Source organism: Halomonas garicola (assembly GCF_055382465.1).
In genome coordinates this window covers 46,914-61,697 of record NZ_AP043931.1, presented here as the reverse complement: position 1 = coordinate 61,697, position 14,784 = coordinate 46,914, and the positions used below count along the sequence as shown (strand labels likewise).

Sequence of the window (14,784 nt, the reverse complement as noted above, 5' to 3'; positions counted from 1 at the left end):
AATAGGACCTAAAGCCACTATAGGTTCAATATCCGTGGCAAAATCCGGTGACACCATCCGGTTGAAGACGCGAGTCGGGAGGCAAAATGCAGGAACAGGAGACGTTCAGCATCGGCGCGCTGGCAAGCCGGGCCGGCTGCCAGGTGCAGACCGTGCGCTACTACGAGCAGATCGGCCTTTTGCCCGAGCCCGCGCGCAACGCCGGCAACCAGCGCCGCTACAGCACCGCCACTCTGCGTCGGCTGACGTTTATCCGCCATTCGCGGGATTTCGGCTTTTCGGTGGAGGCCGTGCGCGAGCTGCTGGGCATGGCCGATCATCCGGACATGCCCTGCGACCACGCCGACGCCATCGCCAAGCGCCACCTGGAAGAAGTGGAAGCGCGGATTGAGCGGCTTTCCGCCCTGCGCGACGAGCTGAAAAGGATGGTGGCCCAGTGCGCCGGCGGCCGAGTGGAGGAGTGCCGCATTGTGGAAGTGCTAAGCGACCACGACCAGTGCCTCCACGCCAGCGGCCACGGCGGCCGGGAAGCAATTCGCTAGGGCAGCGCTCAGAACATCGAGGCGTTGACCAGCAGGTGCGCGCCGACGCTTGCGGCGTAGCCGAGCAGAATGGCCGGCATCCAGCGCAGGTGTACGGCAAAGGTATAAATGCCCCTGGCCTGGCCCATCAGCGCCACGCCCGCCGCCGAGCCCATGGCCAGGAGGCTGCCGCCGACGCCGGCGGTCAGGGTGATCAGCAGCCAGTTGCCCTCGGACATATCCGGGGCCATGGAGAGCACGGCAAACATCACCGGAATGTTGTCCACCACGGCGGAAATCATGCCCAGGATAACGTTGGCCAGCGCCGGATGGCCGCCGCCGTAGAGGCTTTCGGAGAGCAGGCTCAAATAGCCCAGAAACCCAAGGCCGCCCACCGACATCACCACGCCGTAGAAGAACAGCAGGGTGTCCCACTCCGAGCGCGCTATCCGGCTGAAGATATCGAATGGCACTACGCTTCCCAGCTGCTCGAGCTTGCGCCAGTCGCCGCGGCGGGAGTAGCGCTCGCGCTTGCGTTCAAGCGAGCGCGGCAGGCTGCGGCGCAGGTAGTAGCCGAAAAACTGCAGCATCCCCAGGCCGAACATCATGCCCATGGCCGGCGGCAGGTTGAGCACCGAGTGGCACAGCACCGAAATCGCCACGGTAAACAAAAACAGCAGCACAATGCGCCGGGCACCGCGCTTGAGCCAGACGGTTTCGGTCAGCGACGCCGGCTTCTGGTTGACGATGAAAAAGTTCATGATCAGCGCCGGCACCATGAAGTTGACGATGGCCGGAATCAGCAGAGCAAAAAAGCCGCCGAAGGGAATCTGCCCGGCCTGCCATACCATCAGCGTGGTGATGTCGCCAAAGGGGCTGAACGCGCCGCCAGCGTTAGCCGCCACCACCACGTTGACGCAGCACAGGCTGATGAACTTGTTGTCGCCTTCGGCGACCTTGAGCACCACCGCGCACATCAGCATGGCCGTGGTCATGTTGTTGGCAATGGACGAAATCCAGAACGCCAGAACGCCGGTAATCCAGAACAGGCTGCGGTAGCTGAAGCCCTTGTACACCAGCCAGGCGCGCAGCTTGTCGAACACCCGGCGCTCCTCCATGGCGTTGATGTAGGTCATCGCCACCAGCAAAAACAAGAGCAGCTCGGTGTATTCCAGCAGGGTTTCGCGAAAGGCGTTTTCGGCCACGTCCGGCAGCCCCGCGCGCATGTACATCCACGCCACCAGCGTCCAGATCAGCCCGGCGGCGATCAGCACCGGCTTGGACTTGCGCATATGCAGTATTTCTTCGCTCATCACCAGCGCGTAGGCCAGCAGGAAAATCACCACCGAGGCGATGCCGGCCACCGAGAGCGTCAGATCGAGCGGTCCGGCGTCGGCAAAGGCAAAAGCGGGAAAACACAGCAGACAGGCAGCAAGAAACCGCCGGCGGACCCGAAGAGAGCGGGGCCGGGAGGCAGGGGCGTTGAAGGGTCGCATGGCACAAACCTTGGGAGGCAGGAGAGGAGAGAAAACCTGCTAATGATAAGCACCCTAAGGGAAGCCCGCAACACGCGCGGCAAGAAATACCAATACCGGCGAGCGGGATGCGCACTCCGGCGTTAATGGGCCACCGGCAGAGCGCATTGGAACGTTATGACAAGAGGAAAGCTATTGGCCCGGCCGGTCCGACTGGGCAGGCGCTCCCGGCCGGCTAAGGGGTGCCGACTGGCTCGACTGGCCCGGCTGGCCAGCTCCGGCTCCGCCGGTCCGGTCCGGCATTTCCTGAGCAGGGCCTTCACTCGCTCGCGGGCTCGGCTCCGGGCTATCCGGATGGCTGCTGCAGGCGGCTAGCGCAACAATGCAGGCAGCAGACAGCGAGGACAGTAGCAGCGGACGTACGTTGTTAAGCATAAATCCCCAGGCGTTTTATCAGCAGATCAAAGTGCGACACATACAAGAGAGCAAGAACTATGTGCCGCACTTCGATAGAGTTTAAAAGTGTAAGAAAGAATCGTTACCTATTGGCTATTACCAGGTAGTTACCAAGTAGTATCTTCCTCATCCTCGTCGCCCGTTTCCGGCGTGCCCGGCTCAGGCTGCTCGTCTTCGCCGAAGCCACCTTCTGTCTGGCCGTTGGTCTGCGGCCCTCCCTGTGTGTCAACCTGAATCCATACACCGGCTCAGTGAGTTAAACTCGATTTCAGAGCCCGAGGTTCAGGAGCCCATATCATGCCTAAACCGCCAACCGAGCTGCCCGATCACCAGGTCACGCCGAATCCCAAGCTGGAGAAGCGCACACGTCGCCAGTTCTCGACGGAGTACAAGCTGCGCATCCTGGCGGAAGCTGATGCCTGCCGGCATGGCGAGCTCGGAGAACTGTTGCGCCGAGAAAAGCTGTACAGCAGCCAGTTGACCGCATGGCGCAAGGAACTCGCCGAGAACGGCGTGGAGAAGCTTCACAAGACCGCCCCGGGGCCGCCCCCGAGCAAGACCCCGGAGCAGAAGCGTATCGAGGCACTGGAGCGTGAAAACGCCCGTCTTCAGCAGAAGCTCTCGACCGCCGAAGACTGCCTCTCGCTCCAAAAAAAAGCGTTATCGATGCTCGATCGCATGAACAATGGGAGCGAACCATGATCACGGTGCTCGAAGAACGCCCGGCGCATCTCCCGTTGGCCATGGCTTGCCGAGCACTGGGCATCAACCGCAGCACGGTGTATGCCTGGCGAAAACGGCGCCACGAGCCCGCCACAGAGGCATCTACGTCGCGTCGGCATTGTCCGCAGCCCAGAGCCCTATCGGCCGAGGAGCGAGCAAAAATGCTCGAGATCGCGCATAGTGAGGCCTACCGGGATCAGCCGGTCTATGAGATCTACCACGACCTGCTGCAGCAAGGGATCTATCTCGGCTCGCTCAGCACCTGGTACCGGCAACTGCGTGAAGCCAAGGAGAGCGGTGACCGTCGCCCACAGCGGGCGCCTCAGCACCATGCCATACCGCGAATCACGGCATGCGCCGCCAACGAGGCCTGGACGTGGGATGTGAGCAAATTGCCGACCCAGCGCCGTGGTGTCTATCTCAACCTCTACGTCGTACTGGACCTGTACAGCCGCCTCATCGTGGCCTGGATGGTCTCTCACAAGGAGAATGCCGCATTGGCCCAGCAGCTCTTTCAGGAAGCGGTCGACCGCTACGGCATTCCGCATGGAGCGCTGACGCTCCACCAGGACCGGGGTTCGCCGATGATCGCGCACAGCTACCTGGACCTCATGGGAGAGTTGGGGGTGACGTGCAGCCATAGCCGGCCACGGGTCAGTAATGACAACCCCTTCAGCGAAAGCCAGTTCAAGACCAGCAAGTACCAGCCGGACTACCCGGGACGATTCGAGAGCATCGCGCACGCCCGGCAGTGGTACAGCGCCTATGTCGATTGGTACAACCTGCAGCACCATCACAGCGGGCTGGCCGGCTTCACGCCAGAACAGGTCTTCACTGGGCGTTATCAAACCATTGCGCAGGTACGCCAGCGTGCCCTGGATGAGCGCTTTGAGGCGCACCCCGAGCGATTTAGCCAAGGACGCCCGACGGTGGCGATGCCGCCGGCCAGTGTCTCGATCAATCCGGTGCAGCCCGATGATGACGACCCAGCGCCGTACAGCGTAGTGAACTTCCCGACACTGTCGGCGGCGAGCCATACCGCTGCAAAATCGACGTTAATTTTTAACGATCTGTCCGAATCAGGTTGACAGGTTCCGCCCTTGGCCCTGACCTTCTTCCATGGTGGTCGTATCTCCGGTGGTGCCCGTATCGCCAGGCTGGCCTTGGCCGTCTGCAGCCGTAGCAACGCCGATGCCGCCCAGGCTCAGAGCCCCCGCTGTCAGCAGAGTCAAAAGAGCAGTACGAGTCATAGGGGTTTTAGTACGCATGAATATCACTCCATCAATCTTCGTTTGGCAGTTGAATCTAACCTTACGGACCAATGAGGTAATCTTCGGTTAAAACCGAAAATAAGGAAGTATGCGGTCCCACAGCATACTGCCCGATAGCCGATGAAGTCGGTAAAAACACCGTTTCCAAATCGGCTGCCTAGTCAGTCAGCAGACCCGCAGAGGAAGTTCCGGATAGCCCGTTTTATGATTTTTCTTTGCACATTAAAGGCTAGGCTGCCTATTTTATGCACGTTGTTGCCACGACAGCCGCCTTATCGCAAAAGCCAAAGTTATTCTACTGCTCGCTTCCAGGCCTGAGTTCAAACAGCAAGGGCGCCGGCTAAAGCCAACGCCAGCGCCGGAACAGCCAGATCAGCCCCAGGGCGATCGCGGCCATGCTGCCCAGCAGGAAAAAATAGCCGTAGCGCTCGTCGAGCTCGGGCATATAGGCGAAGTTCATGCCGTAAATACCGGCCAGAAACGTCAGCGGTACAAAGATCGCGGTGATCACCGTGAGCACCTGCATGGTGCGGTTCAGCTGGTGCGAGGACAGCGACATATAGCCGTCCACCAGATCCCCGCAAATGTCGTAGTACATGCTGGTCAGGCTGTAGAGGCGTTCAAAGCGTTCGTGAACGTCGGTAATCGCGTGCTCGGTATCCTCGTTGCCGTGGGGAATATGCTCGCAGTCCGTGGATAGCAGTTCGCTGGTAATCGACTGGTGGTAGTTGAACAGCCGCCGCATTTTCAACAGCCGCGAGCGATAGCCGATTACCTGTTTCATCAGCGTATCGGTGCCGTTTTCCATCAGCGCATCCTCAAGCTCGCTGAGCCTGGCCTCGAACTCGGTCAGGCTTTCCTGATAAAACCCTGCCGACAGATACATGATGCGAAGCGCCAGATGGCCTGGAGATTTCTGCAGCAGCGCGCCGCCGTTCTGCCCCAGCATTCGGTCGATGCTCATGGCCAGGCCGGCGTGCAGGCTGATCAGATAGCGCTCGCCGATGAAAAAGGGGATCTGCTGGGGCCGGTAGTCAAGGTCGGCATCAAAGGCGGCAAGCCCGCGATAGATGATCAGCGTATGCGAGTCAAACTCCTCGATCTTGGGCGGGTGGCGATTATCCTTCTGAGCATCGATAATCGCCAGCGGATGGCAGCCAAACGCCTCCAGCAGCGCCTTTCCCCGGGCGCTGCCTTCCCCCTGAACATCAATCCAGATGCGGCTTTTGGGCTCGGCGTGAAAGCGCTCGATAAGCTCTTCGCCTCCGGTGTGAAGCTCGCCGTCGGCGGTGATTAAAAGGCTACGGATCATTGTTAGGTCTCATCGTAAAGTTGATAGCCAGCCTTCTTAACGCTCATTTTATGAACAAAAACGAAAGGCAAAACAGCTTCTTTTCGATACATTACCAGACGCTTGACATGGTGATTTTATACTTTTCCATCTGACAGAGCCTATCAGCCGCATCCGCTAAAATACCGGCCTAAATCAGATACCTACTCAGCTTTTAAGCGGCCTTAGCCTTTAGGTGGTTTTCGCCGAGCGTAGCTTGACAGCCTTTGGTTAAGATGCCTATGTTCTATCTAAGCGTCGATCGCTTGCAGCAATGAAAACCGTAGGTGAGGAAAGATACGTAATACCCTGATAAAGAATGATTTCTACGTATTTTTTCTTGAGGTTATACGTAGTTTCCTTGAGTTTAAAAGCGTGCACTTTGCATTTCGCTTAATAATATAGTGGGGTCGGAATGTATAAGTTAGTTTTCCCTAAAATAATAGCCACGGCTTCTTTGCCTCTCCTTGCTTTAGCTGCTTCTTCCGCCGCCTATGCGCAAGTCGACCAGATTTATTACGGCGGCAACATCGTCACCATGAACGAGAAAAATCTGTTCGTTGAAGCGGTTGCCGTCGAAGGCGACCGCATTACCCATGTCGGCCGGCTGGCCGATATCAAGCCGCTGACCGACGACGGCACCGAGCGGATCGACCTTGAGGGGAAAACGATGCTTCCCGGCTTCATCGACCCCCACGGCCACTTCGTCAGCGCCGGAACCTCGGCCCTGCAGCAGGTTGATCTCAACCCGCCGCCGATCGGCAACGTCACCAGCATGGACGACCTCATCGCCAAGCTAACGGACGAGGCGGAAGCTAACAGCGAGAGCGAGGTTATCCGTGGGGCCCGCTACGACGATACGCTACTCGACGAGAGCCGCCATCCAACGCGGGAAGATCTCGATCAGGTCAGCACGTCGCATCCGGTGATTGCCAAACATATCTCTGGTCACGTCACGGCGGTCAACTCCAAGGCCCTCGAAATGGCCGACATTACCGCCGATACGACCGACCCCGACGGCGGGCGTGTGGCAAAGGATAGCGAGACCGGCGATCCCACCGGCGTTTTGGAAGGCAATGCGGGCCAGCTGGTCAGCGACCTCACCCCCGAAACGACGAAGGAGGATCAGCTCGCCGGCATCCGCAAAGCGTCCGAGATGTGGACCGCGCATGGTTTCACCACCGCCAACGACCAGCCTAGTAACCCCGACATGATCGATGTGTACAAAGAGGCGCTCAATGATGAAGACCTCTTCCTGCGGCTGACGTACTGGCCAAGGGAGACAAACATTGAGGATGCACGGACTTATCCCGCAGTGGAGTCAGGATCCGATATCACCGCCGGTAGTAACATGATCCATCACGGCCCCATGAAACTCGTCATTGACGGCTCACCGCAGGGCTACACGGCACACTTCAGCCAGCCCTACAAAACGCAGCGGCCGCAGGATGACGGATCCTACCGGGGCTTCCCGTACTGGGACGACCGCGACGAGTTCTTCGACTTCGTCGAAGCATTACACCGGGAAGGCTGGCAGGTTACCGTTCATTCCAACGGCGACCAGGGCATCCAGGATACGCTCGACGCCTTTGCCGCCGCCCAGCTTGCCTCGCCGCGCGAGGATGCGCGCCACACGATTCAGCACTCGCAGTTCACCCGGCCCGATCAGCTCAACCAGATGGCGGCGCTCGACGTACATCCCGATTTTTTCATCGGCCACACCTTCTACTGGGGGGATCGCCACAAGAACGTCTTTTTTGGCGAATCGCGTGCCGAACATATGAGTCCGCTGAAAGGCGCCTACGAACACGGCCTGACGCCCACCACCCATACCGACACGCCGGTGGTACCGATCGACGGCATTCAGATGATTTGGTCTTCGGTTAATCGCATGTCGACCGACGGCGACATCATCGGGGAGGATCAGCAGGTTGCTCCGCTGGAGGCGCTCAAGGCGATCACTACCAACGCCGCCTGGCAGTATTTCCAAGAGGATATAAAAGGCAGCATCGAACCCGGCAAGCTCGCGGACTTCGTGATCTTGTCCGACAACCCGCTGTCGATCGGTCATCTCGACCCGATGAAGATCAAGGATATCAAGGTGCTTGAGACCATCGTCGGTGGCGAGACGGTGTTCGAGGGAGAAACCGAGAGTATCGTCGCGGAACAGTCCGCCGAGTAGTGGCTACATGAGCTACGTGCTGAAAAACAAGAGCTCAAATAGATAAGGGATTTATATTAATTTTAACTAAATAAAAAGAATATACGCTCAAGGGGCAAAAAATGCTGAATACTATTTTCAGTAGGACACTCGATAAGGTAATCGAATATATGGGGCTTATCGGCTGCCTCCTTATACTCTACTGCATGGCGTTTGGCGTCACCGACGTTTTTCTAAGGTATGTTCTCAATTCGGCATCCCAGTGGATCGGTGCTTCGATTCAAGCCGCCATGGTACTGATAGCCTGCGTCGGTGGCGGCTATGCGTTGAAACACGGCTCCTTCATCAAGCTTGACCTTTTTTATGCCAACTTTTCGGCTCGCACCAAAGCGATATGCGACGTATTGACATCGGTCCTTACTTTCGCCTTTCTGGGCGTTCTGATTTGGGAAGGCACCGCTTCAGCCATGATGTCAATCAAATTCAGTGAGGTAACGCCTACGGCCGTTCCCGTACCGATTTATCCCATCAAGAGCGCCATCCCGCTAGCTGCCTTTATTGTGCTGATGATTGTCATCAAGCAATTCGTAGAAGATATAAAAGTAATTATAAAAAAACCATAAGCATGCATTTCTCGGGGCTGACATTGCGTCGGGATAACCAACCTTAAAAAAAGAAAGGGGTCGTGAAATGATATCTGTCAAGCGCAGCATTATAACCATAACAGCAATCAGCGTCGGCGCTATGTCCACCTATGCTCTGGCTCAAGCCGAGGGTCCACCGGATAAAGTGACCGAATGGGTATTTCAACCGGCCTTTGATTCGTCCGATGCCGGCTGGGATAAAGGGCTAGTGCCCTGGGCTGAGGCGGTAGAGGAGGCCACGGAAGGTACCGTAAAAATCAAGCTGATGCCTGCAGGCTCCCTGACCAGTGGCAATGAAGCCTTTAATGCCACGGTGTCGGGGATGACCGAAGGCTATGCCGGCTGGGCAACGGTCTACGGCGGGGTGCTCCCGGAAGGTATGTTGGCCTATGGCCTGGCCATGGGGGCCAGTAATCCGGAAGAGGCCTGGGAGGTCATGTGGGGGGACGACTACCGAGTGGGGGACCTGGTTCAGGAGGCTGCCCACGAGCGCGGGCTTCACTGGATCGGCTGGACCAACCAGGGGGCGAACGCCATGTTCACCAACTTCCGCGTGGAGAAATACGAAGACCTGAAAGGTAAGAAAATGCGTGCCGGCGGCCCCCAGGCCCTGTTCCACGAAGCAGTCGGCGGTACCGCTGTCTCTATGGGTGCCGGTGATATTTATACGGCTATTCGCTTGGGCACTATCGAAGGCACCTACTGGGATACCGGCGGCATTGATGATATGTCGTTCCAGGAAGTGGTCGATTACGCCATTTTACCCGGCTGGAACCCGGCTCAGCACCAGGAAACCTACGTGAATCTGGAAGCCTGGAATGCATTAACCGATTGGCAGCGTGAACAGATCGAGGGCATCTTCGAAGAAACCTACTTTGAGACGAGCCAGCTGCATGCTGACCAGGTAGATATCGCGCTGCAGACGTTGAAAGACGAAGGCGGTGAAGTCATTCGCTTCAGCGATGAGGAAGTTGAGCGGATGCGGGAACTGTCCATCGAGAAAGTCTGGCCCAAAGTAGCCGAAATGTCGGATCGAAACGCTGAGGGCGTAGAAATTTTCAAACGCTTCCTTGAGGATAAAAGCGAATCCTGAAGCTAGCGATAAATTATCTGTAAAAATGACCTCTGTGCCTGGCCTTCCTTACAGAGATTAGGGAGGGCAGGCACATACTGCCCCTCACCAAATGCCTATAAAATCTGAGGAATCCCCATGAAATGGGTAATAAAATCAGCATGATAGGATTGAAAAAGCCTGCATGAGTCATGCATGTTGTGAGTTACGACACACAACAACATGCGAAGGAGACCCATGCAGGCCCCTCGATTCTTGCATAACTTGCTGACGTCTTCACTCTCCGTGATCCATGCCAAGCGGCTACAGACCGTCCTCGATACCGTTGGCGCTCTGCTGGGCGAGCGACGTCTGGGATTAACGGCCATTGGCCGTGCGTTGCCGAGCTCGACGGATGCCAAGCACGCCATCAAACGAGTCGATCGACTATTAGGCAACCCTCACCTTCATCAGGAACGACCGCTGTTCTATTGGCTCATGGCCTCGCTGCTGATCGGCCATACAACGCGCCCACTGATTCTGGTGGACTGGTCGCCGATTGATGACCGCGGCAGGCATTTCCTGCTGCGTGCGGCGGTGCCCTTCGCCGGGCGATCGCTGCCCATCTTCGAGAAGGTTCATCACAAGGAAGGATGCCCATACTGTGAAGCCTATCTGCTGGATGCGCTGGCAAGGATCCTGCCCGACAAGGCCACGCCGATCCTGGTGACCGATGCCGGCTTTCGTAACCCGTGGTTTCGGGCCGTTGAAGCGCGCGGCTGGTATATCGTTGGACGGGTCCGTCAGCCCGCCCGTTACCAGGCGTCAGGCGAAGCATGGCAACCCGTGAAGACCCTGTTTCAACACGCGACATCGGAACCGCAGGCGTGGGGCTCCGTCCGGATCGCCGAAAACCATCCGTTCCGCGCTCAGATGGTGCTCTATTATCGACCGCCACGGGGACGTAAGCATCGCAATAAACAAGGCCGGATCTCTCGGGACGGCGGCAGCCGGACGATCGCCCGGCGTCAGCAGGAGCCCTGGGTGCTGGTCAGCAATCTGCCGGACCGCTCAACGCTGGCGAATAAAGTGGTAACGATCTACCGACAGCGCATGCAGATTGAGGAAGGGTTCCGCGATGTCAAAAGTCCCTTGTTCGGGCTGGGCTTCGGCATGCATCAGTCTCGCCAGGGCAAGCGCATCGAGGTCCTGCTGCTGATCGCCATGTTGGCGAACGTGGCCATGATGGTGGCCGGCCTGGATGTCCGAGCCCGGGGGCAACAGCGGCGCTATCAGAGCAACAGTATCCGGCACCGGAGCGTGCTTTCCGTGTGGCGCCTGGGCTTGGAATGTCTTCGTCGTCATCAACCCGACGCCGTGCCTTGGCCTGCTTGGACAACCCTCCGAGCACGACTTCGCGAGGAAGTCAGGGAGCAGAGCCTATGCGGCGAGTAGCAACATATTCGTGGGGATTCGTCAGCTATAAAATCCACTTTTATTTATAAAAGCGTCAATTCCTCACTGGACGGATACTAATATCGAAAAACTTGTGATGAGAATAAAATAATGGATAGCCCGACAATCCTTACCTAAACAAGGTTGCTATATGAGCTTAGAAATAGTAACACTCCTCTACTTTGCGTGTCTTTTTGGAACATTGTTCCTGGGATTGCCCGTAGCCTTTGCCCTGGGTGGCACCGGGGTTGTGTTTGCTGCCATCGCTGAACCGCGTGCTTTAATGGCTATTCCAAGCGCCTTCTACTCCACACCCTGGGACGCCGTGCTTGTCACGGTGCCGCTTTTTCTTTTCATGGGGAGCCTTATACGCTATTCGGGGATAGCGGATGCCGCATACGATGCCGTGTATAAATTGATTGGCCATATCCCCGGCGGGCTCGCCATAGGCACTGTGCAAGTATGTACGATCTTTGCAGCGATCACCGGGATTACGCCGCCTGCGACCATCACGATGGGCCAAATATCCTACCCCTCAATGATGCGGTATAAATACAGTCGAAAAATAGCTATCGGCTCTATTGGCGCGGGTGGCGCCCTGGGTGCGCTAATACCACCCAGCGTCCCCTTCATCTTCTACGGGCTATTAGCTAACGCGTCCATTGGAAAGCTCTTCCTTGCCGGCCTTCTGCCGGGCCTTATGCTCGCTACCTTCTATAGCATTTATATTGGTATACGCTGCAAGTTCCAGCCCGAACTGGGCCCCCCCATACCCGCAGACAGAAAGTTCTCCCGTCGAGAGAAGGCTCAGTCGCTGCTGGGGATCTGGCCTTTTGGTTTATTGATCGTCATCGTACTGGGTTCTATCTGGGGCGGTATTACAACGCCTGCCGAAGCAGCCGCATTTGGCGCCACGAGCGCTTTACTGCTCAACCTGTTTAATGGTCGCCTGACCTCCCAGGTGTTCAAGGATTCACTTACCACCACCTTGAAATTGACCGGGATGGGTCTATGGATACTGATCGGCGCCAATATTTTCCTCAACATCTTTAATACATTAGGCAGTCAGGAGCTGATTACAAATGCAGTGTTGGCGATGCCGGGGGGGACGACTGGCGTTCTTCTGTTGATGATGCTGATCATTCTGCTGTTAGGAATGGTGATGGATGACTGGGCGATCATCATGCTATGCACGCCGCTCTTTTTGCCAATTATCGAGCTTCTGGGAGTCGATAAAATCTGGTTCGGCGTGCTATTCATTGTCAATATTCAGATTGCCTATCTAACGCCGCCTTTTGGGTTTGTGCTGTTTTGGATAAAAAGTATTCTCCCCAAGGACGTTGGCTGGGGGGACGTCTACGGCTCGGTAGGACCTTTCGTCATACTGCAAATAATTGGCCTTGGGTTGATCTTTATATTCCCGAGTATTGCTACCTGGCTACCGAACGCGTTTGGATGATTTACCCTCTTCGAGGGAAAGGATAGAGTGCAACACCGTAGCGGTTTGGCCAGGTGTTGCACTTCATTTTTGTAGGATCAAAAAAAGTTGGTAACTGATTCTTTCCGTAGGCCCCATTCTACCGCAAAAAAATATCCATGCCGAAAAATAAAAATGGTAACTAAGGTGGGAGAATCATCTTTAGGGCGCAATTTTCATAGGTGTAGGGTCCCGGATGATCACATCGCCTATAGGAGTTATCCTCTGCTAGCCGCCAGAAAGCTTCTTCAGCAATTCATCCGGGAGCAGGTTCATGGACATCAAGCTGCATAAGCAGGCTACTACGACACCGAAGATCCGTGCCGACATCCAGGCAGCGCGCTCCAGCATCACAGATAGCGAGCTGGCCCGGCAGTTTGGCGTCACTACCGCCACTATCCGGCGTTGGCGGTATCGCGACGATGTCTATGACCGCTCCCATACGCGTCACAATCTGTTGGCCACGCTCACGCCCGAACAAGAGGAAGTGCTGATCGCCGCTCGCGAATTCCTCCGCCTTGGCTTGGATGACTTGCTCGTTGTGGCACGTGAATTCCTGAACCCTCGACTGTCTCGCTCAGGCTTGCATCGCATGCTCAAGCGCCGAGAAGTGCCGACACTGGCAGAGCTGGCTCGTCAGGACGCGGGCGATGACGAGAAACCACGGCATAAGCCCTTCAGGGACTACGAGCCTGGCTACGTGCATATCGACATCAAGCACCTCCCCCAGATGTCCGACGAGGATCAGAAGCGCTACCTGTATGTCGCCATCGACCGTGCCACGCGCTGGGTCTATCTGGAAATCAGGCGCAGTCAGTCCGCGAAGGATGCCAAGGCGTTCATGAAGAGAGTGGAGGAGAAGGCTCCCTTCATGATCCAGACGGTGCTGACCGACAACGGCAAGTCGTTCACCGACCGCTTTACACGGGCGGGAGAGCGCACGCCCAGCGGTCGACATCCCTTCGACCAAGAATGCCAAGCCCATGGCATTGAGCACCGCCTGATTAAACCTGGTCGACCGCAGACGAACGGCATGGTCGAGCGGTTTAACGGCCGCATCAGCGACGTGCTGAAGACTCGGCGCTATACCTCAAGCGAGGACCTGGAGCAGACGCTCAAACGCTACGCTTGGCTGTACAATCACCATATTCCGCAGAAGGCGCTTCATCATCAGTCGCCGATTGTTGCGATGAAAGAATGGCAGGACAAGCGGCCTGAGATATTTACCAAATTCGTGGTTAATCACACGGGACCCTACAGGTAGCCATAAAAAGCCGCATGCCAAGGCCACCATGCTTTCGTAATTTCGTTTGAGCTTATCGTAGCGCGTCGCAATGGCGCGATACGGTTTCAATCGAGCAAAGGCATTCTCAACCAGATGCCGGTAGCGATATAACCCTCTGTCCAGATTGGCATTTCCTTTTTTCGAGTTACGCCTGCGTGGAATGATGGCAGCCATTCCTTTGGCTTCGACCTGCTCACGGATACGTTCACTGTCATAGCCTTTGTCAGCCACCAGCGCGTCACCTGCCGGCAAACCGTCAATCAATGCCTGGGCTTCCGTGCTGTCGTGCACTTCACCCCCGGTTATTCTGAAGGCGATCGGCAACCCATAAGCATCCACGGCCAAGTGGATCTTGCTGGTATTGCCTGCACGACTTTTGCCAATGGCTTCTGCATCTTCCGTGGCAGCCCCAGTGCTGTCTTGGTGAGCCTTGACGTAGGAACCATCAATAAATAGCCACTCGACATCAGGATCTTCCACCAGAGAGATGAAAATCCTCATCAGCTTTCCACTCGCTGACCAGGCGTTGAAGCGCTTGTAGACCGTGTTCCAGGGGCCAAACGCCTCCGGTAGGTCCCGCCACGGGCAGCCGGTTCGCATCCGATAAAGGATGCCTTCCACCGTGGTACGCAGATCGGTCTTGTCATAAATACCTTGTTGAAGCAGGATAGATTTCAGCTTCGGCCAGTGTTCATCCGTGAGCATTTGTCGGGGCATGGCAGGCTTGCAGTTTGTTGGCTTAGGAACCTTTATTCTGTGAGCTTGCCCCTATCCTGCCAATACCCCTGCCATGAAACGTCAACAGACCCTAATAAGATGATTTTCATAAACCCACCTCATCGCTGCCTTGTTTCTAAATTCATTCCCCTTGTCTGTCAGCGTAGTCATCACCCTATCTGCCAGCGTAGTTGTCACCCAAACGGATTGAGAGGTGA

Annotated in this window: 11 protein-coding genes and 1 pseudogene; 9 read left to right on the top strand and 3 right to left on the bottom strand. The window is 56.5% G+C overall.

The genetic code is table 11. The features are described from left to right. The first annotated feature begins 86 nt into the window (after nucleotides 1–86). Nucleotides 87–542 carry a MerR family transcriptional regulator gene (locus tag ACZ46Y_RS00485; protein WP_311956128.1) on the top strand — a complete coding sequence of 152 codons (456 nt, stop codon included), beginning with the start codon at nucleotides 87–89 and terminating at the stop codon, nucleotides 540–542. Nucleotides 543–550: 8 nt separating this feature from the next. Here the strand turns inward: ACZ46Y_RS00485 and nhaD are convergent, their stop codons facing one another. Continuing rightward, a complete protein-coding gene (nhaD, locus tag ACZ46Y_RS00480) occupies nucleotides 551–2,017 on the bottom strand; it encodes a sodium:proton antiporter NhaD (protein WP_311950969.1) in 1,467 nt (488 codons plus the stop codon). Between the two features lie 732 nt (nucleotides 2,018–2,749). On the opposite strand from nhaD, the gene ACZ46Y_RS00475 reads away from it, so the two are divergent. Further along, a complete protein-coding gene (locus ACZ46Y_RS00475) occupies nucleotides 2,750–3,154 on the top strand; it encodes a transposase (RefSeq protein WP_464380057.1) in 405 nt (134 codons plus the stop codon). Beyond that, nucleotides 3,151–4,263 (top strand): IS3 family transposase, encoded by a 1,113-nt coding sequence (locus ACZ46Y_RS00470; RefSeq protein ID WP_464380030.1) that lies wholly within the window; start codon nucleotides 3,151–3,153, stop codon nucleotides 4,261–4,263. The genes ACZ46Y_RS00475 and ACZ46Y_RS00470 overlap by 4 nt, the downstream gene beginning before the upstream one ends. A 523-nt stretch (nucleotides 4,264–4,786) precedes the next feature. On the opposite strand, the gene ACZ46Y_RS00465 is transcribed toward ACZ46Y_RS00470, so the two are convergent. After that, nucleotides 4,787–5,758, bottom strand: coding sequence for a magnesium transporter CorA family protein (locus ACZ46Y_RS00465; protein ID WP_311946932.1), 972 nt, complete (start codon nucleotides 5,756–5,758; stop codon nucleotides 4,787–4,789). 433 nt (nucleotides 5,759–6,191) lie between these two features. Here ACZ46Y_RS00465 and ACZ46Y_RS00460 point away from each other — a divergent pair, with 433 nt between their 5' ends. From ACZ46Y_RS00460 to ACZ46Y_RS00435, 6 genes are all read left to right on the top strand, one after another. After that, nucleotides 6,192–7,958, top strand: a complete 1,767-nt coding sequence (locus ACZ46Y_RS00460; RefSeq protein ID WP_311957704.1) for an amidohydrolase — start codon at nucleotides 6,192–6,194, stop codon at nucleotides 7,956–7,958. A gap of 101 nt (nucleotides 7,959–8,059) precedes the next feature. Then, nucleotides 8,060–8,560 (top strand): TRAP transporter small permease subunit, encoded by a 501-nt coding sequence (locus ACZ46Y_RS00455; protein WP_311957703.1) that lies wholly within the window; start codon nucleotides 8,060–8,062, stop codon nucleotides 8,558–8,560. Between the two features lie 67 nt (nucleotides 8,561–8,627). Further along, nucleotides 8,628–9,674 (top strand): TRAP transporter substrate-binding protein, encoded by a 1,047-nt coding sequence (locus ACZ46Y_RS00450; RefSeq protein ID WP_311957702.1) that lies wholly within the window; start codon nucleotides 8,628–8,630, stop codon nucleotides 9,672–9,674. Nucleotides 9,675–9,890: 216 nt separating this feature from the next. Continuing rightward, on the top strand, nucleotides 9,891–11,087 hold the full coding sequence (locus tag ACZ46Y_RS00445; protein ID WP_311882096.1) for an IS4 family transposase: 1,197 nt from the start codon (nucleotides 9,891–9,893) through the stop codon (nucleotides 11,085–11,087). A 151-nt stretch (nucleotides 11,088–11,238) separates the two neighbouring features. After that, nucleotides 11,239–12,546: a TRAP transporter large permease gene (locus ACZ46Y_RS00440; protein WP_311957748.1), complete on the top strand. Its 1,308-nt coding sequence runs from the start codon at nucleotides 11,239–11,241 to the stop codon at nucleotides 12,544–12,546. Between the two features lie 292 nt (nucleotides 12,547–12,838). After that, on the top strand, nucleotides 12,839–13,828 hold the full coding sequence (locus ACZ46Y_RS00435) for an IS481 family transposase (protein WP_464380056.1): 990 nt from the start codon (nucleotides 12,839–12,841) through the stop codon (nucleotides 13,826–13,828). Here ACZ46Y_RS00435 and ACZ46Y_RS00430 read toward each other — a convergent pair. Next, nucleotides 13,820–14,566 (bottom strand): annotated as a pseudogene (locus ACZ46Y_RS00430) (IS5 family transposase); the annotation flags it as partial. The gene ACZ46Y_RS00435 and the pseudogene ACZ46Y_RS00430 overlap by 9 nt on opposite strands. Nucleotides 14,567–14,784: the final 218 nt, after the last annotated feature.